Below are 21,929 nucleotides of genomic sequence, written 5' to 3'. Positions count from 1 at the left end.
TCAACAAAACTTCTCGCGCATGGCCTCCTGCTTAAAAAGAAAGGAACACGACTGTGTTCCACTCTTTTAGAAAAACGTTTAACCGGTTAGGCACTGTTTTCCTGAGATATAAGGGAGCTCTGCTTCGAAGTTTTATCATTCTTATATCTTCGAAAACCAATTTCTGCTTGCCGGTATAAAACCGTCTTATTTGTTCACTTGGGACATAACTTCTTCTACGAAGTTATCTACTTTTTTCTCCAAACCTTCACCCAGCTCGTAACGAACGAAACGACGGATGGAGATGTTCTCACCGATTTGGCTGATTTTTTCGTTCAGCAATTGGGAGATTGTTTTGTCTGGATCTTTAACGAAAGATTGTTCCATCAGGCAGTACTCTTCGTAGTATTTACCGATACGGCCTTCAACCATTTTCTCAACGATTTTTTCTGGTTTGCCTTCGTTCAGCGCTTGAGCTTTCAAGATTTCTTTTTCTTTTTCCAGCTCTTCTGTAGGAACTTCTTCACGAGTTACGAATTTCGGACTAGCTGCAGCGATTTGCATAGCGATGTCTTTAACGAAATCTTTGAATTGGTCTGTTTTACCTACGAAGTCAGTTTCGCAGTTAACTTCTACCAGGACACCGATACGGCCACCAGCGTGGATATAAGATTCTACAGTACCTTCAGTAGCTGCACGTCCTGCTTTGTTTGCAGCTGCGGAAAGACCTTTTTCACGCAGAATTTCAGCCGCTTTTGTGATATCACCATTTGCTTCTTCCAGTGCTTTTTTGCAATCGAGCATACCAGCGCCCGTTTTTTCACGAAGTTCTTTTACTGCACTCGCGTTAACTGCCATTATTAATTCCCTCCAAAATAAGTATTGTACGTACACGTACACTCTAAAAAAAGGGCAGTGAGAGGTTATCCACCTACCAACCACCCTTTTCATTTAGTTCATTCGTTATGTTCGAATCTATTAAGCGGAAGTTTCTTCGCCTTGGTTAGCTTCGATCACGGCATCAGCCATTTTACCTGTCAACAACTTAACAGCGCGGATTGCATCGTCGTTACCTGGGATAACATAATCGATTTCGTCCGGATCGCAGTTTGTATCAACGATACCTACAATTGGGATACCCAATTTGCGAGCTTCAGCAACAGCGATACGCTCTTTGCGTGGATCGATGATGAACAGGGCGCTTGGCAGGCCTTTCATATTTTTAATACCGCCGAGGAATTTCTCCAGACGATCTTTTTCTTTGCGAAGCAAGATAACTTCTTTTTTAGGCAATACAGCGAATGTACCGTCTTCTTCCCAAGCTTCCAGTTGTTTCAAACGATCAATACGTTTTTGAATAGTTTGGAAGTTAGTCAGAGTACCGCCCAACCAACGTTGGTTAATGTAAAATTGACCAGCGCGTTCAGCTTCTTCTTTAACAGAATCTTGAGCTTGTTTCTTAGTACCCACGAAAAGAATTGTACCATTCTCTCCTGCGATTCCTTTAACGAAGTTGTAAGCCTCTTCGACTTTTTTCACCGTTTTTTGCAAATCGATGATGTAAATTCCGTTTCTTTCAGTGAAGATATAACGATCCATTTTTGGGTTCCAACGACGAGTTTGGTGACCGAAGTGTACCCCAGCTTCGAGAAGCTGCTTCATGGAGATTACTGCCATCTTCACACACCTCCTAATATGGTTTTTATTGTGTCCTCCGCCGGCATCATTTTTCGCCAAGACTCTCCATCAGGAAAGCACCCTCAACAAAATTAGCACATGCGTGTGTTTTAACACCGTTATCTAATATAGCATAACTGTTTGGCTGATGCAACAGTCTTTGAAAGCAAAAATACCTGGTCGCACAACGTTTTTATGTTATGTGAAATCTGCAACTATAATTATTGCTCAATTAGACTATAAAATAAAAGAACCGTCTTGCCTGAGTGTACTCAGCTTGACGGTTCTTGAGTAATTTTGGCGATGATGGATTCGAAGCTTTCCCCTTTTTCAAGTGTGTACGTTCCCACCTGAATCTTGGTGTTGATTCGCTCTGCCTTTCCCGCCCTAATGAAGGCCTGGGCATCATCTACTATGCCAGCTTTCTCGAGATTTCCAGCGACAATCGCCAAACTGTTACCAGAACGCACTCTAAATGTGACTGTTGCCTTTTGAGGCGTATTCGGTGACGATGGCTCCGCTGCTTTTGGCTCGCTCACATTATTCGGACTCTCATTGCCACTTGAAGCGGGCTGCTGAGGCTCCGTGGGAGCTTCCGGATCACTTGTATCCTCTGCCTTCTCCGGAGCAGCAGCCGTTTCTCCCTGCATTTCACTGCTCTCCTGTTTCTTCTTTTGTACCCATTCGGCTTCCGTATACAGTTCTTCCTCTGTACCCACAAGCTTCAAATCCATGCTTTTGGCAGCCAACTCCAACTCTTCCTTCGTCAGATTGGCTGCAGTTGCAGCCGGATCCGTTTCCAAACTGCTGTCAGTTAGGGCGTTTTGTCCCACTGTGGCAAGCTGAAGCAGTATTGCTCCAATGATCATGCCCGTTCCAATTCCAATCCATAGGGAGCGCTTGTCCATCTCTTAGCCTTCCTCCCGTTCTGCCAGCTGAAGAATCAGCTGTACTTCTCCACGTTGTATGCCAGTCTGTTTTGCGATCGCATCCACAGATTTGCCTTCACCATACAAATGAAACACTTCTGAATACCGATCTTTGATTGACTCTCGCTCATTGACAGGCTCTTGGCCACTTGGTGTTGGCTCAGCTACTGAAACCTGCTTTGCGGCATCATCTCTCACGCTGGCCACAAGAGCCTGAGCCTGCAACGCATTGAATTCATCCTTTGAAATATCTGAAACATGATGAATTTCGGACTGTTTGCTTTTTTCAAGTTCATTGAGACGCTTCTGCAATTCTTCAAGCTGCATTTGCATGCGTTGATCTGCAGCTGCCGCCTCTCCCTTCATTTCAGCAACACGCTGAATAAGGGCATCATTATCACTTTCGATTTCAGCCATGTAATGTTCAAGTGTGGATTCCATCTCTTGCACTAATTGTTGGCTCGGTTCTGGCGTCTTATTTTTCTTGGGCATGATGAATGCATATGCAATGGCACAGGCACCTAATATGACAATAATAACCCATGGTGACAAATTGGTTCCTCTCCTTTGGATATCGCCTTCAAAGCTCAAGTCTTCATTTTTGTAATACGGAAAGGGTTACAATGACAGATCCACATGCTTTCCTTTGTACGGATGCTCCGCAGGTTTGACTTGCTCTGACATCTGGATCGTCTCCTGCTCCCGGGAGCCCCCTTCGTGCTCTCCATCACTAGATTGACCGTCTCGTACACCTGTATGTGCTGTTTCTTCCATCGCTTCACTGCGCTGTCTTGCCTCTTCTGCTTCCTTGGCCGTCTGCACCGCCAGTAAACTCTGGTCTGTGACCGGCCGCTGCTGATATTCGCTCTGATACCGACCGGCTTCACTTGTTCGTGGTACTGCAATCTGCAACTCTACTGCCTTAAAACTCATACGCTCACCTCACGGTTTCGAATGGTTTTCTACCTGTGCCTGATGCTGTACTTAAACGAATGGAGTCATCGTAATGTCCCCGTCATGATAATAAAATGAAATTCTACTAACTGGATTTTTAATAAATTTGGTGTATCTGCCGATAACTATTTTAGACCCACCGTTAATTATTTTCAAAATGTCTACTCGGGCTCTGTTCGTATCCTCAAGTACATTTTCAATTTCAAGTATACGTACTTTGGTTTCTTCATTAAGCCGAATTGCTGATTTTTGTGTAGCCGTAAGCTTAACTCGCATTGCCATTTTGTCAGGACTCAATTGTCCAGCAGCAGCTAACTGATCCAGCAATACCAATGCTTTTTTCGTTTTGTCTAATGAATCCATCTGTTCCCTTAGCCCTTTACGCAATTCACTCAGTTCGTTACGCAGTTTGGGTAGAACACCAACTTCTATCGAAGTTACTGTCGACATGCTGTTCCCCACAATTCGTGCTGAAACATGTTCACCTGCTTGAATGGATCCACCAACAATAAGGCCTTTGGTACCGGCACAGATCACGCTCCTGCCTGCACGGATGTTGGAATGCATGATGCTTTGGGAGACGAGAACATCTTCACCTGCATCTACGTTACCTTCCTGAATAAAGGTGCATTTGACATTGTGACCCGCCTGAATAAGCCCTTTGTTATATCCGATAATACCACCAGTGATCTCAACAGAGCCCCCTGCTTCTAGCTCTGCACCTTCGACACCGCCGACAACGCGAATGTCACCCGCTGCTTTTATTTTAAAACCAGTTAGCACATTGCCACGTATGACCACCGTACCTACAAAATCAATATTACCGATATTGTAGTCTACATCGCCATTTATTTCGTATACCGGGAATACATTCAGTTTGTTCCCTTCCGTTTTGGTCACCAATCCATCCAAAGCGGCATACATTGCAGATCCATCCGGATTAACAACAACATTCTTCCCTACTTTGAATCGTACGTCTTTCCCTGGTCGAAATGGAATTTCTGCACCAGTAACGGCCTGGCCTACTGAACCATCCACTGGAGGGATGCGCTCGGCAATGATTTGACCTGATTTTACATTATTCAACCGAGTTACTTCTTTGTAATCCACCTTGCCATCTTCCGCTTCGAGAGGACGACGTTCATTCTCATCCTCCATGCCGACCAATAATTTGATGTATCCATCCGTCCCAGGCACAGCTGCTATACCCTCTGCAATTTTTAATTGCGTATTCATATAGGCTTCAGGTTGGTTCACAAAAATGAGTAAGGTCTCACGAAGTACACCATACTTTATGCCCTGACCCGCAATAAACTGTTCCAGTTCATCAAGCGTGCAGGTGAATCCTTCTTCCTGCTTGGAAAACTCAAGGTAGGCCGTACTTTTATCTTCCGATAAAACAACACTTAGGCATTGCTCCAAAGCAATTCGCTGTGTCAATGCAGTTCATCCCCCTTTTAGACTTTCCACTCCCCGAAATCCGTATAATTAAGAACTCTATTAAATATATTAATCTTTGCGCATCAACAAATCTTTTTGTTTCTCTAGCGTTCCACGCAATCTTAAAATTGCTTTGGAATGCAATTGAGATATACGTGACGGTGAAAGAGACATTACTTCAGCAATCTCACTAAGTGATAAATCTTCATAATATAAGAGGGAAACCACTGTTCTCTCTTTTACTGTCAACTTATCCAGTCCCTGAACTAACGCATCTTTCAGATAAAACTCATTTACTTTGTAATCCGGATTTTTGGCCTTTTCATCGACCATTAAAGAAAGACGAGTCTCTGACTCTTCTTCCCGAATCGGGTCTTCAAGAGAGCACAGTGACATTACCGCTACTTCCTGGAGCATATGTTGGAAGTCCTTTGTCGACACGTCTAGATACTGACTCATTTCTTCATCGCTTACTGACCGTAGATAGGTTTGCTCCAACTGCTGATAAGCATCTTCGATTCGTTTAGCCTTTTCTCGCACGGAACGGGGAACCCAGTCTCCTTGACGCAAACCATCCAGGATCGCTCCACGAACTCGCCATGAGGCGTACGTCTCAAATTGAAGACCTCGTTCATAGTCGAATTTCTCAAGAGCATCGATTAGTCCCATGACACCGTTACTTTCAAGATCATCTTTAGGAACGTTTTTGGGTAACCCCACTGCCAAACGGCCAGATACATAATTTACAATATGAAGATATTTTTCAATCAACAATTTCTTGGCTTCCAGATCTCCGTGCTCTTTCCACTTTTCCCACAGATCAGCATGGTTCAAATGTGAAGCTTTACGCTCGTCCAATTGCTTTCACCCTCCTTATTTGTCTGTCAGGTGACGAACGGCCTGCGCCAATTCTTCCGGATCTTTGGTCCGTACCAGTTTAGGCGGATCCAATGGGGCGAAACCCGTTGGAGCTTTCGTCTCGGATGGCGGAATTTCTTCCCCAGAGGAGGCGTTCTGTCCACTCTTGAGCAAGTCGTTCAGCTCTTGTCCATCATCTTCGAGTTTAATGTCCACCTGTGAACCTCTTACTTCTGCAGTACCTTGAGGATCGTAATCAAATCCATTACTCCCTGCGGACGGGGCAAGCAACAACCCCAGCCCCCAGCGGATACCAAAAGCAAGAACGTACCAGGCTACGAATCCGATTAACCCGCGAATTAAACTGGTCATCAACAAATTGCTGCTGTATGCTACAAAAAAAGTCAGAATAAATCCGACTATGCCTGCTCCAAGATTAATGCGGTAGTTTCCTATCATAGTTTTATAATTCCTTTACACCCATTTGTACACTTCTAATATTTAAAATCCCTGTTTCACAGTCCATTTCAATGGTCCGGCCGTAATTTCCACCAGTGTCTTCAGCAAGAAGAGGAATATTAAGCTTTTGCAACCATTCCCGGCAAGACTCCGCATTCCTCGGCCCAATACGCATGGTATCTCCGGCTCCTGAAAAAGCAAACATCTGAGCACCACCCGCCATTTTGGACACGATACGTGAACGAGATGCACCGAGTTTTAACATCTTTTCTAATAACTCAGGCAACGCCGTATCGGCATATTTAGCTGTGTTCAATTTTCCTTCTCTTGCAATCTCTGAAGAAGGAAGCATCACATGCGCCATTCCAGCCAGCTTCAACTGTGGATCATACATCGTTAACCCCACACAAGAGCCAAGCCCTGTCGTGCGGATTATGCCAGGAAGGTGAGCAATGTTCAAATCCGCCATACCGACTTTAACGACGCTTTTTTCTTCAATCATGATCCAGAGGCACCCCTAAAGATTCAAATATCTTGGCAAATGACAATGGATCGGGAATCAGGAAAAATTGACCTTCCACCTGATCTTCTCCTTCGAAGAACGATGTGTCAATCAAAAGTGCATCGTCTCCCATTTCGCCAAATTGCAGCAGTCCATAGCTGAGTATTGCCCCTGCCATGTCAATAGCAAGTCCGGGAACCGTTGGATACATCGACAGTTTGGTGAAATCTGCAAGTGATGAAAGATATGATCCAGCCAGAATATTACCGATTTCCGATAATGCAGACTGTTCCATATCCGAAAACATGAGGCCATCTTTCAGCTCAAAACCAGCAAGTCGGTTAAGCAGCATTTTGGCGGCTTCCGGGGTCATCATGAAGAACAGATTACCCGGTGCCTCGCCTTCAACACGTAAAAAGACAGTCACCACGATTCGTTCGTCACCGCCCACTTTTTCAGCCACTTCTTCAAAAGGGAGCATCTGTACTGTCGGCACGCCCATGTCAATCGGTCTATTTAGAAGTTGAGACAACGCGGTTGCGGCGTTGCCTGCTCCAATGTTACCGACCTCTTTGAGCACATCCATTTGGAATCCCTCAAATCGGTTGAACATCTCCACGTGTTAGCCCTCGACACTTTCCAGCTGTACAACTTCGCTTTTATTCAAAACTTCATGCAGATTAAGCATGATCAACAAACGCTCATTTTCCAATTTAGCCACTCCGCGCAGATATCTCGCTTTTACTCCACCCACTACTTCCGGCGGACTGTCAATTGCGCTGCTCTTAATGTCAATTACATCATTGGCAGCGTCAACAATGAATCCAACCTGCATTTCACCTACAGCTACAATGACAATTCGAGTTTGATCCGTATATTCTGTTTCAGGCAGAGAGAACCGACCACGCAAGTCGATAACAGGGATAACAACCCCGCGAAGATTAATAACCCCTTTTACGAAGGAAAATGTCTTAGGGACACGAGTAATTGGCATCATGCGTTCAATCGTCTGAACTTTTTCAACCTCGATACCGTATTCCTCAGATCCTAGTTTAAAGACGATGACTTTCAATTCTTCCATGAATAAAACCTCCCTATAAGTGTAAGGCTTAGTTGCTTATTTAATAAATGCGTTAGGATCAACGATGAGAGCTACTTGTCCATCTCCCAGGATGGTTGCTCCGGAGATTCCTTCAATGGAAGGAAGATAGGTTCCCATGGATTTGAGAACAATCTCGCTCTGTCCGATAAACTCTTCCACGGAAACCGCTGCTAGACGATCTCCTTTGCGGATGACAACGATTTCTGTTTCCGACTCATCCTCATCATTGAAATCAGGTACGCCAAACACTTCGTTTAGCGACAAGTACGGAATGAGGGATTCACGGAACGTAATCATTTTATTACCATGAATATTACGAACTTGTTCACGCTGCACAATGGCCGTCTCCACGATGGAGGACAACGGAATCGCATATTTCTCGGAACCAACTCGTACAAGCATTGCTGCGATAATTGACAACGTCAATGGCAGTTGAACCGAGAAATTAGTGCCTTTGCCTGGTGTGGAATGGATGGTTACATTACCCCCAAGCGAAGTGATTTTGGATTTTACAACGTCCAAACCTACTCCGCGACCAGAGATATCCGAGATTTTGTCAGCTGTACTGAAACCAGGAGCGAATAAAAGCTGATTAACTTCATCGTCGCTCATCTTCGCACCCTGCTCTTCCGTCACGACACCGCGTTTAATGGCAGTTTGTAAAAGCTTCTCACGATAAATTCCTTTGCCGTCATCTTCAATCTCAATGAAAACATGATTGCCACTGTGGAAAGCTCGAAGGTTAACTGTACCCATTTCCGGTTTTCCGGCAGCAACACGTTCTGCGATGGATTCGACACCGTGGTCCACAGCGTTACGCAGCAAATGCACCAGTGGGTCACCGATTTCGTCAATGACCGTACGATCCAATTCGGTTTCTGCACCAGTAATGACCAGGTCAATTTTTTTATCCAATGTTTTGGCTAGGTCACGAATCATTCGTGGGAACCGGTTAAATACGGTATCTACAGGTACCATCCGCAGCTTGAGAACGATATTTTGCAGGTCTGAGCTCACTCTGCTAAGATGAGCCACAGTATCGGATAGATCATTATTACCCGTTTCACTTGCCAACTGCTCCAGACGCGACCGATCAATCAGCAATTCGCTGAATAAATTCATCAGTACATCCAATCGCTCAATATCCACTCGGATCGTACGCGAAGGTGCGGCCCCCTGTTTAGTTGGTGCAACAGGCTGTTTGGCTGCTGGTTTTTCTTCTGTTTTGACCGCAGTTGCGATCTCTTGTGATACAGCTGTTGCTATGGCGACTGTTTCAGCTTCAACTGCAGCTGCAGCCTGATTGGTCATCTGCTGAAGAGTTTCTTGATCTAGCTGAATGACTTTGGCACTTTCTATCTCAGAAATGCTTAAAATACTTTTTTCCAGTTCCTGCGCTTCTTTGGTTGTTATGTAATACAACGAGAAACTGCGCTCAAACTTCTCCTGCTCAATATCCTGAACCGTAGGGAAAGACTTCACAACTTCACCCGAACGCTCCAAGAGATCAAAAACCATGTAGGCACGTACACCTTTCAGCTGACTATCCTCACTAACAAGCACATCAATGTAGAAAACTCGATGCCCTTCCGCGATAGACTGGTCTAGAACAGAATATTGGAATTCATCCAGATCAACAGCTAATGAAATGCTTTCTACCTGCTTAGCCGTTGTTGTAGCAGTTGGAGTTTCACCACCTGTCCATTCACCACTTTCAATGACTTGAAGGGAAGCGACAATTGCGGAAACATCGGCTTTACCTTCTCCACCACTGGTAATATCCTGAACCATGGATTCAAGCGCGTCCAAACTCTTAAACAGAGTATCAAAAATATAGTCCTGCATTTTCAATTTCTCATTACGCACAAGATCTAACACATTTTCCATTTTGTGAGTCAATGATGCCAAATCCTCAAAGCCCATTGTTGCAGCCATACCTTTCAAAGTATGAGCAGAGCGGAAGATGACTTGGACTATACCCAGATCCTCCGGATTGCCTTCGAGTTGAAGCATATTGTCGTTAAGGGATTGCAGATGATCATTAGACTCATCAATAAACATGGATAAGTATTGGTTCATGTCCATTGTGAGGCACCTCCTCCATGAGTTACACTCCGTTTATTTCACTGCTTGAACAAGTTTTGGGGCGATCTCCTGCAAAGGCAGAAGATGACGTACGCATTGCAGCTCTACAGCTGAACGCGGCATTCCATACACCACACAGGTCTCTTCATTTTCCGCAAAGGTAGAAGTTACACCCGCTTCATAAAGCTTTTTCATCATTCTCGCTCCATCACTGCCCATACCCGTCAGCAAAACTAAATGCCGCTGAAGCGACGTAAAAGGCAATAACGACTCAAACATCGTATCCACTGAAGGCCGATGGCCATTCACCGGATGCTGCTCCGTAAGCTTCAGGATATACTTTCCATCGGTTGTTTTAGTTACGACGATGTGATATCCACCAGGAGCGATATAAGCGGAACCTTTCTTGAGAACCATACCTTCTTCAGCCTCAACGACATGCAGCGGACTGAAGGTATTCAGCCGTTGTGCCAGAGACCTTGTAAAATTGGGTGGCATGTGCTGCACAATAATGACAGGTGCAGGCAAATCAGCGGGCAGTTCCTCAAGCAAAGTTTTAAGGGCTCTTGGGCCTCCCGTAGAGCAGCCAATTGCAACAATTTTGTTGAATGCACTATCAGTCCCCGTTACTGCTTTTGGTAATGGTTGACTTGAGGATGCAGCCGTTTGCTCCATTGCCGACCGTATTGGTTCAGCATTCCGCAACTCCTTCGGAGTGTGAAGAGGCTTAATCGGTTTAGGCACCTTAGCTTCTCTTGTATTAGGGACACGATCTGGGCTCTTTCCAGCTTCCAGTTTTTTGTCTGGTCGCTCTTTTTTCTGGTCCGCCAGCGGCATGTTTCGATGCAGCACCTTGGACGGTGGTCGCTCACTTGGTTCACTGTTCGGCCTTGTAACTGGTTGAACAGGATCAATCCTTTTTTGAGCGGGTTTTCTGCGAACTTGTGCAGGAGCATCACGCTGTACTCGCTGAGATTGACGCAAGAGATGTTCCTGAATCTCTTTCGTCTGTTTTAAAGACTCCTCACGCTCTGCTTTTCGCTTGATTTCGTTCATGGCCGCCCGCATCCGCTCGACGAGGGCCTTGCCTACCTGAGCAATATCCTGATCATGTGAAATGGAAGGCTTACGTATAAAATCAAAAGCTCCTGCCTCAAGCGCCATGATGGTTTCCTTCATACCTTGCTCATTGATACCTGATAGCATAATTACAGGCACCGATGACTTCTGCATGATCGATTTCAATGCATCCAGCCCATTCATCTCAGGCATTTCTACATCCATCGTAATTACATCAGGCTTTAAATCCACTGCTTTTTCAATTGCTTCCTTGCCGGTTGAAGCTGTTGCCGCAACTTTAAATTCCGGGTCAGCTTCAATCAAATCCGTGACAATTTTGCGCATAAAAGCGGAATCATCGACAACCAGTACTTGATACACCGCCATGTTTTGTCCACCTCTGTTTCCTTTATTCAAGAATCATGTTGTCTTCCTAAGCCACTTTTTCATAAATCCCCTGATTCCTGTCAAGGTTTCGGCTTCATTAACCGCAGGTTCAGCCAAATATCGAAGGGCTAGCCGCTGTATATCTCTGGAAGCTTTTGAATGGGGATAAGCCAAGCTGTAAGGCACTTGTCTCTTCACCGCTTTAACAACATTCGGATCTTCAGAAACATACCCAAGCAGGGGGATATCCGTTTGTAAAAAACGCTTGGCTACTCCTGCTATTTTTTCCGCCACCTGTTCCGACTCTTGTTCATTTTCAACACGGTTAACGACCATCCGAAAAGGTGTAGCATTTTCCTGACCATGCATCACTTTAACCAGTGCATATGCATCTGTTATGGAAGTGGGTTCAGGTGTGGTTATAATCACACATTCGTCAGCTGCACCAATAAACTTCATATTCTCACGGGAGAGCCCCGCTCCAGTATCAAATATGACGTAGTCCATTTCCTGCGCAACCATTTCCACTTGCTCTGCAAAGAATTCCAAATCACGGTCCGACAACGAAAATAACTCTTTCATGCCAGATCCACCAGCAATGTATGGTAGTCCATTCGCACCAAGCTGAATGATTTCCTGTATGGACTTCTGCCGATACAATAAATGATACAGATTATAGGAAGATGAAGTCCCCATAAGAACATCAATATTAGCCATTCCGATATCTGCGTCAAATACCAGTACCTTCCTGCCCAGCGTTTGCAGCGCAAGGGCAAAGTTTAACGTGAAATTGGATTTCCCTACCCCGCCTTTGCCGCTGGCAATCGTTAAGATTTTCGAAGAGCGTCCACTGCGCAGGGTTTTGTCCAATGCACTCGGTGCTGACACCAAACTTCGAAGAGAGGCTGCCTGGTCCTTCATTTCGCGAGTTCTCCCAGCAATTGTTTAGTCAATGAAGCCGGATCTGGTTTGAGCAAGTCATCCGGAACATTCTGTCCATTGGTCACATAGGCAATTTTCAACGGGAAGTGATGCAGCAGATTAATCATTGGACCACAAGTGCCCGTTTCGTCCATCTTGGTGAAAATGATCTTATCCAGCCCATACTTGCTGAAATGTTCGGTAATTTCAAACATGTCCGCGCTTTTGGATGTCATGCTCATGACGAGAAATGTCTCACTGTTCTCTACTGGTGCAAGCAGGCTTTGCAACTCCGAAACGAGCAATTCGTTTCTATAATTTCTTCCTGCCGTATCCATGAAGATCAGGTCACAATCCTGCAAACGAGATATGGCTCGTTGTGTATCTCCTGGAGACTGTACAACCTCAAGTGGAACATTCAAAATGGAAGCGTAGGTTCTAAGTTGTTCTACTGCTGATATACGGTACGTATCCGATGTAATGAATCCAACTTTCCGATGATGCTTAAACATCTGCTCTGCAGCCAGTTTGGCTATAGTTGTTGTTTTCCCCACACCTGTGGGTCCAGCAACATAAACAATACGAGTGCCAGGCAATATCCCAGCTTCGATACGTTCCTCCAGAAACGTTAAAATCTGTTGCTGAACGGATTGAACGATCTCATTTTCGTCCAGCTCTTTCGCATTCAACTGTGTCTGAACCGTTTCAAACCATGACTCAAAAACTTCCGTCCGCACCTCTTGATCACTCAGCCGCTCTTTAAGATAAAGAAACTCTTCGGGTAGAGAGTCAGCCAAATCATTCTGTCTAGATAATTGAGTCATCATCTTTTTGAGTTCTTTCAGTTCAGACATCAGTTCTTGTTGGCCCTGTTTGTTTGGTTCCTGCACGTCAGACGATGAACCCGAAAAATCCGCCCCTTCCGGTCGCGGTTTATAATCCGTGCTTGACTCAAATTTACCGCGCCCTCTATCTGAATCAATGTTCTTCGATTCAGCATGAGCAGCGGTTTCGTTACGTTGTTCATCGTCGTATTGTTCAACAGCCTGAGCAGCAGATTTCGATTCACTGGCTTCGTTTACAAATGAACGAGCCGTCTGCCTGTACGCTTCAGGAACATACGAACGAGGCACTGGGGCAACTTGGTTCTTTATCTGCTTCTTGGCTTCTTTTTTATCTTCCTCTTCAACCGCAGCTACAACTTCAATTCTCTTTTTGCGAAACATTCCCATCATTCCGCCCACCTTAATTTCTTTGGTGGACAGAATGACAGCGTCACTTCCTAGATCTTTCCGAATTTGAAGCATAGCCTCGGGCATGGTTTCAACAATATATTGTTTTACTCTCATAAGTTCACCACTCCGACACTTTGGATTTCAACATTCGGTTCCAACTCACTATAGGAAAGTACCGGTATGTCCTGCATGGTACGTTCAATGACTTGACGCAGGTACATACGAATGGTTGGAGAAGTTAATACGACAGGTTGTTGACCTGATTGGATTAATCGATTGACCTGCTCGGTCAATTTTTGGTACACACTTTGTGTAGACGCAGGATCCAGTGCAAGGTAACTTCCTTGATCGGATTGTTGTACACTTTCGGCAATTTTCTTTTCCAATCCAGGCCCAACGGTAATCACTCTAAGTGTTTCACCTTTTTGGGAGAACTGTTGGGTGATTTGACGGGAAAGCGATTGTCTTACGTACTCTGTCAGAACATCCGGGTCTTTGGTATACGTCCCGTAGTCAGCCAGTGTCTCGAAGATTGTAACCATATCCCGGATGGAGATTTTCTCGCGCAGAAGTTTTGCCAGCACTTTCTGTACGTCCCCAATGCCCAAAACCGATGGAATCAGTTCGTCGACAAGTGCAGCATAGTTCTCTCTGAGATTGTCCACAAGCGCCTTCGTTTCTTGTCTGCCAAGAAGCTCATGTGCGTGTTTCTTAATCAGTTCTGTCAAATGGGTGGCCACTACGGATGGTGGATCCACAACCGTGTAACCAGCAAGCTCAGCTCGATCTTTGGTAACTTCATCAATCCATAGAGCAGGAAGGCCAAAAGCCGGTTCCGTAGTTTCAATTCCTGTTACAGATTCTTCTTCGTACCCAGGGCTCATAGCCAGATAATGATTCAGCAGCAATTCACCGCCACCAACCACATTACCCTTGATCTTGATGACATACTCATTAGGTCTCAATTGAATATTATCTCGAATCCGAATGACTGGGACAACGAGCCCTAATTCAAGCGCACATTGTCTACGTATCATAATAATGCGATCCAGTAGATCTCCGCCCTGCTGGTTATCAGCCAGAGGAATCAAACCGTAACCAAACTCGAACTCGATTGGATCAACCTGAAGCAAGTTAATTACACTTTCTGGACTTCTAACCTCTTCGATCTGTTGTTCCTCCTCCATCTGTTCTTCTGCCTCTTGTTTGGATTTTAGCGTATTTTGCATCCTCCATGCGGCAAAAGCCAGTATACCTGCCAAAGGTATGGTCGTAATGGCGTGAATTGGAGTGAAGAAACCAAGCATTGCTATTACAAAAGCTACAATATATAAGAGCGTCGGGTATGTAAACAACTGCCCCGTAATATCATCTGCCAAGTTACCTTCGGATGACGCTCTAGTGACGATAAGACCCGCTGCTGTAGAAATCAGAAGTGCAGGAATCTGACTGACCAATCCATCCCCGATTGTTAATACAGAATAGGTGGACAATGCATCTGCAAACGAGAGACCATGTACGGTCATACCGATAATAAATCCACCAATGAGATTGATCAGCAAGATGATAATACTCGCGATTGCGTCTCCTTTTACGAATTTACTGGCACCGTCCATTGCACCGTAGAAATCAGCCTCTCTCTCAATTTTGGAACGACGCTCACGCGCCTGTTGTTCATTGATCAAGCCTGCGTTTAAGTCCGCATCAATACTCATTTGTTTACCCGGCATCGCATCGAGTGTAAATCGTGCAGCAACTTCAGCTACACGTTCTGAACCCTTGGTGATGACGATAAACTGAACAACGACCAGTATGAGGAAGACGATAAAACCAATTGCAATCTGACCGCCCGCGATCCAGCTTCCGAAGGTTGCTACGACAGACCCCGCATTTCCATTTCCAAGAATCAGCTTTGTTGTTGAAATGTTCAATGCTAATCGGAACAATGTCGTAATCAGCAATAATGCCGGAAAGATAGAGAATTGCAACGCTTCCTTGCTGTTCATCGCTACGAGCAATATCATTAATGCAAGTGAAATGTTGACAACTAGCAGCATGTCCAACAACCAGGTTGGGATCGGGAGAATCATCATCAACACAATGCCAATGATACCCGCAAGGACAGCAATATCTTTTGTTTTCAATGAATGTACGGCCTCCGATCCCTTTTATTTCGTTCTGCCCTTTAATTTATATACATAAGCCAGCACTTCGGCTACCGCTTGAAACAAATCAGCCGGTATGGCGTCGCCAATCTCGGCTCTCTGGAACAATGCCCGTGCCAGCGGCTTGTTTTCCATAGTAATGACACCGTGCTCTTTGGCAATCTCCCTGATGCGCAAGGCGACGTAATCCTGACCTTTGGCAATAATCTGAGGTGCTTCCATCTCAGACCCTTCATACTTCAGCGCTACTGCGAAGTGCGTCGGGTTTGTGATGATCACATCTGCATTTGGAACCTCCTGCATCATGCGCTGTACAGCCATGCGACGCTGACGTTCCCTGATTTTACCTTTTATCAGCGGGTCACCTTCCATTTTTTTGTACTCGTCCTTGATGTCCTGTTTGGACATCCGAATGTTTTTCTCGTAATCATATTTCTGATACATATAGTCGAACACTGCGAGTACCATTAAGGCCACAGCGATTTTGACACCCAGATTAAGGGTAATTGAAGCCGAAAAATGTAATATGGCATCCAAAGAAAAATGAGAAAGTGAAGCAATATCCGATTGATAACTTGTAATCGTACTGTAGACTAGATAACCGATAATCGACATTTTCAAAATGGATTTTGCAAACTCCACTAATGAACGGAGTGAGAAAATGTTTTTGAAACCTTTGATTGGATCAAGCTTCTCAAGCTTGGGCTTCAATCCTTCTCCTACTAGTAAAAAACCAACCTGCATATAATTAACAATCAAGGCAACAACCGCCGCACCTATCATTACGGGTCCAAGCAGCAGCATGACTTCAATGCCGTAGCGCATCATTAGGGCCATTACATTCTCGCCGGTAATCTCCAAGCTCAGCCGATTCATAAAGATATCTGTAAATAACCGAACAATGCGTTCTTTGTAAAAATCACTGAATACCATCATGATTAAAAAGGTAAATAGGAGAATGGATGCCCCAGATATCTCCATGCTCTTGACAACCTGTCCCTTTTTGCGTGTATCCTGCCTCTTTTTTGGGGTGGCTTTCTCCGTTTTTTCACCTGCGAATAACTGAAGGTCAAGCTGAAATTTCATTTAAACCCTGTCCTCCGTTTCCTTTAGCCTGGCCTTTGTCCGATCGTTCCAAGCAACTTTTCCATAGATCTGAACATCGCTTCGAACAATTGGCTAAATACAAAGGCGAAGCTCGGAACCATCAAAAGTAAAATGACGATCCCTACCAGAGCCTTTAACGGCATACCGACAGCAAACACATTGAATTGAGGTGCAGTTTTAGCCAAAAAACCCAATCCCACATCCGTCAAAAACAAAGCCACTACAATGGGAGCCGACATTTGGAAGGCTAACATAAAAGTCTCACCTAGCGTCTGAACGAGAAATTCCGCAATGCTTCCATCGGCCATCCGGATAAAAAAGGCGTTGGATAAGGGTATCCACCGATAGCTGTAAACAATGGCGTCCAGGAGATAGTGGTGTCCATTCATCGTCAGAAAGAGTAGCATTGCAAAAGCATATTTGAAATTACCTGTCAGTGGTGCAGAAGCACCAGTCATCGGATCAAATACATTCGCCATACCAAAACCAATCTGAAGGTCAATGAATGTTCCCGCCGTCTGCACGGCTGTCATAATCAGATAGGCTACGAAACCTAGCAGCAATCCTATTAATATCTCCCGGATAATCAACAGAATGTAACTCAGATCAGTAGGCACTTCCTGATTCATGCCATAAACGACATAAACCGTTAATGTTACAAATGCCGAAAGACCAACCTTAATGGAATTCGGCACATTTCGAGCTGAGAATACTGGAGCTGTTACAAAAAATGATGCAATTCGACAAAACATAAGCAGAGCGACAGGAAAACTTTGCAACAATGTCTCCATGTGCGAAAGCCTACCCTATATATCTGTATAAATTATCGAGAATGTTATACGTAAAATCTACCAAAATATTTAAGATCCAAGGTCCGAATAAGAGCACTGCCAAAAGTACGGCAATAATTTTCGGAACAAAAGCTAATGTCTGCTCCTGAATTTGGGTCGTTGCTTGGAACACACTGATAATGAGACCCACAACTAGAGCCAGTATAAGCATGGGTGCGCTAGCCAGCAGCGACGTATATACTGCTTTCCCGGCCAGACCTATAATAAATTCTGAAGTCATGACCGTCCTCCTTCAACTTTCCTGCTCATGTGTTAAAGCTCAGCAGCAGTGACTTCACTACAAGATACCAACCGTCCACAAGGACAAATAGCAATATCTTAAAAGGTAATGAGATCATGACCGGTGGTAGCATCATCATCCCCATAGCCATGAGTGTACTTGCAACCACAATGTCTATGACTAGAAACGGAATGAAAATCATGAATCCCATCTGGAATGCTGTCTTTAATTCACTGATCGCATACGCTGGCACCATGACAGTGATCGGTATGTCTTGATATGTTTCTGGTTTTTCGGTCTGATTATATTTCATAAAAAGCAGTAAATCTTTCTCCCTTGTGTGGGAGAACATAAATTTCTTAATGGGATCTTGTGCCTTTTCAAGCGCTTCCGTTTGCGTAATGTCTCCTTTGAGATAAGGCTGAAGAGCTACCTGATTAATGGAAGACAGCGTCGGTGACATGATAAACAGTGTCAGGAAGAGCGCTAAACCGACAAGCACCTGATTGGGTGGCATTTGTTGTGTCCCCAAGGATGTTCGTATAAAACCAAGAACGATAACAATTCGGGTGAAGCTTGTCATTAATACCAGTATTGCAGGCGCTATACTTAACACCGTAATTAACAGTATTATGGACAGAGAACTACTACTTGGTGTTCCACCATCTCCGCTTCCGATTTGGATATCGATGTTTGGTATCGGTTCGGCAAAGGCAACCGTCACAGATGCCAGGCTGATAAGCCCCATCAAACAACATGCTAGCCAAATCTTTTTCTTCATGAATCCCTCGACCGATCTGTAGTATTGTCTTCTTCCAGGAGCTTGTCCATCTTTTCTTTTCGGTTAGGCATCTGCCGCAGCTTCGACTCGAATAGCTCGTGAAAAGAGGCAGTATCTTCTAGTTCCATTTCCCTTGGTGGTTCTTTCTTACGTAAGCGGGATGCCAACTTGTTGATTAATGGTGAAAGGCTTCCCTGTTGTGAAGAAGCTTCTCTCTCAAAAGAATCAACAATTCTTTGTGCCTCTTCCAAATCTGAAATTTTGTCTAGCAATTGTATATTTTCGCCAACACCGACCAGATAAACATTGCCACCAATTTCTATGATCTGAAGTGACTTGTTCGGCCCCAGCCCTACACCACCTAAAATGCGGACTGTACCACTTCGAAACCATTGCTGATTCCTTTTGTTTAAAAAGCGGAGCAAGTAGACGATAAGGACCAGGATGACGGCCAGGACGACAATCACCCATACAAGCTGAAAATAATAGTTGGTCCCAATGTCAGCTCCTCCAGGAGTATCACCCTGCGCCATCATCATGTATCTTAAACTCCCAGCGTTTTGCTGATCGCTTCGATGACTCGGTCAGACTGGAATGGCTTAACGATGAAATCTTTGGCACCAGCCTGAATCGCATCAATTACCATCGCTTGTTGTCCCATAGCTGAACACATAATGACTTTAGCATTCGCATCGATTTTTTTGATTTCTTTCAGTGCAGCAATACCATCCATCTCAGGCATGGTAATATCCATCGTGATCAGATCAGGACGAAGTTCCTTAAATTTCTCAATTGCTTGTGCTCCGTCCTGAGCCTCGCCAACGACCTCATATCCGTTCTTGGACAAAATGTCCCGGATCATCATTCTCATAAATGCAGCGTCGTCCACGACTAAAATTCGGTTTGCCATCTTGATTCAAGTCCTCCCTAAATTGTGCTTATTGTAATTTCTGAATTCGGTCCCATTGGCTTACGATATCTATAACACGAACACCAAAGTTTTCATCGATAACGACGACTTCTCCCTTAGCGATCAGTTTGTTATTGACCAAAATATCGACAGGTTCGCCGGCCAGTTTATCCAGCTCGACAATTGAACCTTGTGAGAGTTCCAATATATCCTTAATTTGCTTCTGGGTCCTTCCTAATTCTACGGTGACTTTAAGGGGAATGTCCATCAATAAATTCAAATTATTTTCGTCCACCTGACCGTAAGCCCCATTTTGCAAATTGGCGAACTGGACGGGTTGTACATTCACATTCCTATTTGGCATACCGCCGTAGTGTTGTGGTGCACCATACGTTTGCTGTGGCGGCATCCCGTAAGGCTGTTGTGGCGGCATTCCTTGCGGCATATCCATTGGTACCTGTCCATATCCATTATAGTCTGGAGCAGGCTGTTGAGGCGCCTGTGGAGGCATTTGCTGATGAACCGGTAGTTGTTCCGATGCCACAGGTGGAGCTGCCGCTGCTGGTGCTGCATGCGATGGTGTTGTCACTGGCGCATTAGCGGTTGATTCCTGTGCTCCGCCGATCAACATATCCACCATGTGTTTGGCGAAATCAACAGGCAAAAGCTGCATCAGATTGGAGTCAATCAGATCACCAATCAGGAGGCGAAACGATACTCGAATCAACGTTTCGTCATGCGGCAGACTGCTCACACCCTCGCCACTTTCCATATTGAGAATATCAATGCCTGGCGGAGAGATATTCACAAATCGGTTGAAAATCGTAGACATGGAGGTTGCTGATGAACCCATCATTTGGTTCATTGCTTCCTGCACTGCACTAATATGGATCTCATTCAATTCTTCATCCGCAGGATTGCCTTCGCCTCCAAGCATCAGATCAGCAATGACTTGTGCATCGCGCTTTTTGATAACTAGTGAATTGATCCCTTCAAAACCATCCACATAATTGACATGTACTGCAACATGTGGCTTGGGAAACGCTTCTTCGAATTGCGAACGGCTGATGATGGATACCTTCGGTGTTGTAATATCTACTTTTAATCCCAATAGCGTGGACAATGCTGTCGCTGCGCTACCAAACGTAATATTACCGATCTCTCCCAATGCATCTTGTTCCAGCTCAGTCAAAAAATCATCAACTGTTTTTTCAGAAGGATCCGTGCTACCCATCGATTCGGATTGCCGGAGCAAAGCATCGATTTCTTCCTGGGACAAATAATCCTTACTCGTCAAATTCTTCAACTCCTTCGGTGACAATCTTATCTATTTGTACAGCCACACGGTCTTTTATCGTTCCCGGACTGCCCATATACTTCAACCTGTCGCCCACTTTGATGGATAACCCCTCATCAACCGGTTTGTTCAACGTAATGACATCGCCGACCGAAAGTCCAAGGAATTCCGAGATCGAAATTCTGGATTCACCGAGTTCCGCAACAACTGGCAATTTGGCTTTGTTCACACGTTCTCTAAGAGCATCGTATTCTTCTGGCGCTCTTGTTTTCTTCTCTGAAACAAACCACTGATGTGTCGACAGCCTTGACATAATAGGTTCAAGAACGACATGTGGGATACACAAATTGATCATGCCCGTAGTGTCACCGATTTTGGTGCTCAGCGAGATCAAAGCAATCGTTTCGTTGGGTGATACGATCTGCATAAACTGTGGATTTGTCTCCAGTGCTTCCATTCTCGGTGATATGTCTAACACTGTCTTCCAAGCTTCCTGCAAACTTTCGAACGCTCGGCTGAAGATTCGCTCCATAATTGTCGTTTCTATTTCAGTCATTGAAGCTATTTTAGTCGGCGCACTTCCCGTACCACCCAGCAATCGATCTAACATCGCATAACCAACATTGGGGTGAACCTCCAGCACCATTCGTCCTTGCAACGGTTCTGCTTCAAATATATTTAATATCGTCATTTTAGGGATTGAACGAATAAATTCATCATAAGGCAACTGTTCGACCTGAACGACATTAATTTGAACGAATGTCCTTAATTGGGCTGAAAAATAAGTGGTGAGAAAGCGTGCAAAGTTCTCGTGAATTCGAGTCAAACTTCGGATATGATCTTTGGAAAAGCGAACCGCCCGTTTAAAATCATACGATCTAATTTTTTTCTGAGTTTCTTCCTTTTTTAATTCCTCGGCATCCATCTCACCTGAGGAAAGTGCTGCTAATAGGGCATCAATCTCATTTTGTGATAATACATCCACCATGTTCTCACCCCCTTACCGTTTTA

General features: G+C 44.7%; 24 protein-coding genes. All 24 read right to left on the bottom strand.

What is annotated here, in order from left to right; translation table 11 throughout:
* Positions 1-186: 186 nt before the first annotated feature.
* The 24 genes from tsf to fliM all read right to left on the bottom strand — a co-directional run bounded on the left by tsf (position 187) and on the right by fliM (position 21,906).
* Entirely contained in the window at positions 187-837 is a 651-nt protein-coding gene (gene tsf, locus F4V51_RS11200; protein WP_153978021.1) for a translation elongation factor Ts, read from the bottom strand.
* Between the two features lie 120 nt (positions 838-957).
* Positions 958-1,656 (bottom strand): 30S ribosomal protein S2, encoded by a 699-nt coding sequence (gene rpsB, locus F4V51_RS11195; RefSeq protein ID WP_047842496.1) that lies wholly within the window; start codon positions 1,654-1,656, stop codon positions 958-960.
* Between the two features lie 272 nt (positions 1,657-1,928).
* Positions 1,929-2,564 (bottom strand): endolytic transglycosylase MltG, encoded by a 636-nt coding sequence (locus F4V51_RS11190; RefSeq protein ID WP_153978020.1) that lies wholly within the window; start codon positions 2,562-2,564, stop codon positions 1,929-1,931.
* Between the two features lie 3 nt (positions 2,565-2,567).
* Positions 2,568-3,137, bottom strand: a complete 570-nt coding sequence (locus F4V51_RS11185) for a DUF6115 domain-containing protein (protein ID WP_153978019.1) — start codon at positions 3,135-3,137, stop codon at positions 2,568-2,570.
* A gap of 66 nt (positions 3,138-3,203) precedes the next feature.
* Positions 3,204-3,518 (bottom strand): hypothetical protein, encoded by a 315-nt coding sequence (locus F4V51_RS11180; RefSeq protein ID WP_153978018.1) that lies wholly within the window; start codon positions 3,516-3,518, stop codon positions 3,204-3,206.
* Between the two features lie 51 nt (positions 3,519-3,569).
* On the bottom strand, positions 3,570-4,979 hold the full coding sequence (locus F4V51_RS11175) for a flagellar assembly protein A (RefSeq protein WP_153978017.1): 1,410 nt from the start codon (positions 4,977-4,979) through the stop codon (positions 3,570-3,572).
* 69 nt (positions 4,980-5,048) lie between these two features.
* Positions 5,049-5,837 (bottom strand): FliA/WhiG family RNA polymerase sigma factor, encoded by a 789-nt coding sequence (locus F4V51_RS11170; protein ID WP_153978016.1) that lies wholly within the window; start codon positions 5,835-5,837, stop codon positions 5,049-5,051.
* A 15-nt stretch (positions 5,838-5,852) separates the two neighbouring features.
* Positions 5,853-6,296 (bottom strand): hypothetical protein, encoded by a 444-nt coding sequence (locus tag F4V51_RS11165; protein WP_153978015.1) that lies wholly within the window; start codon positions 6,294-6,296, stop codon positions 5,853-5,855.
* A gap of 4 nt (positions 6,297-6,300) precedes the next feature.
* Positions 6,301-6,798 (bottom strand): chemotaxis protein CheD, encoded by a 498-nt coding sequence (locus F4V51_RS11160; protein WP_153978014.1) that lies wholly within the window; start codon positions 6,796-6,798, stop codon positions 6,301-6,303.
* The gene (locus F4V51_RS11155; protein ID WP_153980656.1) at positions 6,791-7,411 is read right to left on the bottom strand and encodes a chemotaxis protein CheC; all 621 of its coding nucleotides are present in this window, start codon (positions 7,409-7,411) and stop codon (positions 6,791-6,793) included. The genes F4V51_RS11160 and F4V51_RS11155 overlap by 8 nt, the downstream gene beginning before the upstream one ends.
* Positions 7,412-7,420: 9 nt before the next feature.
* Positions 7,421-7,879, bottom strand: coding sequence for a chemotaxis protein CheW (locus F4V51_RS11150; protein WP_153978013.1), 459 nt, complete (start codon positions 7,877-7,879; stop codon positions 7,421-7,423).
* A gap of 36 nt (positions 7,880-7,915) precedes the next feature.
* Positions 7,916-9,985 carry a chemotaxis protein CheA gene (locus F4V51_RS11145; protein ID WP_153978012.1) on the bottom strand — a complete coding sequence of 690 codons (2,070 nt, stop codon included), beginning with the start codon at positions 9,983-9,985 and terminating at the stop codon, positions 7,916-7,918.
* Positions 9,986-10,018: 33 nt separating this feature from the next.
* The gene (locus tag F4V51_RS11140; protein WP_153978011.1) at positions 10,019-11,431 is read right to left on the bottom strand and encodes a protein-glutamate methylesterase/protein-glutamine glutaminase; all 1,413 of its coding nucleotides are present in this window, start codon (positions 11,429-11,431) and stop codon (positions 10,019-10,021) included.
* Positions 11,432-11,464: 33 nt separating this feature from the next.
* The gene (locus F4V51_RS11135) at positions 11,465-12,352 is read right to left on the bottom strand and encodes a MinD/ParA family protein (RefSeq protein WP_153978010.1); all 888 of its coding nucleotides are present in this window, start codon (positions 12,350-12,352) and stop codon (positions 11,465-11,467) included.
* Positions 12,349-13,701, bottom strand: coding sequence for a flagellar biosynthesis GTPase FlhF (flhF, locus tag F4V51_RS11130; RefSeq protein WP_153978009.1), 1,353 nt, complete (start codon positions 13,699-13,701; stop codon positions 12,349-12,351). Before flhF ends, F4V51_RS11135 begins: the two co-directional genes overlap by 4 nt.
* Positions 13,698-15,731: a flagellar biosynthesis protein FlhA gene (gene flhA / locus F4V51_RS11125; RefSeq protein WP_153978008.1), complete on the bottom strand. Its 2,034-nt coding sequence runs from the start codon at positions 15,729-15,731 to the stop codon at positions 13,698-13,700. The genes flhF and flhA overlap by 4 nt, the downstream gene beginning before the upstream one ends.
* A 24-nt stretch (positions 15,732-15,755) precedes the next feature.
* On the bottom strand, positions 15,756-16,838 hold the full coding sequence (gene flhB / locus F4V51_RS11120) for a flagellar biosynthesis protein FlhB (RefSeq protein WP_153978007.1): 1,083 nt from the start codon (positions 16,836-16,838) through the stop codon (positions 15,756-15,758).
* Between the two features lie 23 nt (positions 16,839-16,861).
* Positions 16,862-17,650 carry a flagellar biosynthetic protein FliR gene (fliR, locus tag F4V51_RS11115; protein WP_153978006.1) on the bottom strand — a complete coding sequence of 263 codons (789 nt, stop codon included), beginning with the start codon at positions 17,648-17,650 and terminating at the stop codon, positions 16,862-16,864.
* Between the two features lie 10 nt (positions 17,651-17,660).
* Positions 17,661-17,930 carry a flagellar biosynthesis protein FliQ gene (gene fliQ, locus F4V51_RS11110; protein WP_024630226.1) on the bottom strand — a complete coding sequence of 90 codons (270 nt, stop codon included), beginning with the start codon at positions 17,928-17,930 and terminating at the stop codon, positions 17,661-17,663.
* A 25-nt stretch (positions 17,931-17,955) separates the two neighbouring features.
* Positions 17,956-18,711, bottom strand: a complete 756-nt coding sequence (gene fliP / locus F4V51_RS11105; protein ID WP_153978005.1) for a flagellar type III secretion system pore protein FliP — start codon at positions 18,709-18,711, stop codon at positions 17,956-17,958.
* Positions 18,708-19,244: a flagellar biosynthetic protein FliO gene (locus F4V51_RS11100; RefSeq protein WP_236146800.1), complete on the bottom strand. Its 537-nt coding sequence runs from the start codon at positions 19,242-19,244 to the stop codon at positions 18,708-18,710. Before F4V51_RS11100 ends, fliP begins: the two co-directional genes overlap by 4 nt.
* A gap of 11 nt (positions 19,245-19,255) precedes the next feature.
* Positions 19,256-19,621 (bottom strand): response regulator, encoded by a 366-nt coding sequence (locus F4V51_RS11095; RefSeq protein ID WP_095287820.1) that lies wholly within the window; start codon positions 19,619-19,621, stop codon positions 19,256-19,258.
* Positions 19,622-19,649: 28 nt separating this feature from the next.
* Positions 19,650-20,918, bottom strand: coding sequence for a flagellar motor switch phosphatase FliY (gene fliY, locus F4V51_RS11090; protein WP_153978003.1), 1,269 nt, complete (start codon positions 20,916-20,918; stop codon positions 19,650-19,652).
* The gene (gene fliM, locus F4V51_RS11085; RefSeq protein WP_095287822.1) at positions 20,908-21,906 is read right to left on the bottom strand and encodes a flagellar motor switch protein FliM; all 999 of its coding nucleotides are present in this window, start codon (positions 21,904-21,906) and stop codon (positions 20,908-20,910) included. The genes fliY and fliM overlap by 11 nt, the downstream gene beginning before the upstream one ends.
* Between the last annotated feature and the right edge of the window lie 23 nt (positions 21,907-21,929).

It is taken from the genome of Paenibacillus xylanilyticus, assembly GCF_009664365.1.
Taxonomy (GTDB): domain Bacteria; phylum Bacillota; class Bacilli; order Paenibacillales; family Paenibacillaceae; genus Paenibacillus; species Paenibacillus xylanilyticus_A.
The sequence above is the reverse complement of the archived record's forward strand: the minus strand, read 5'-3'. Positions and strand labels throughout refer to the sequence as shown.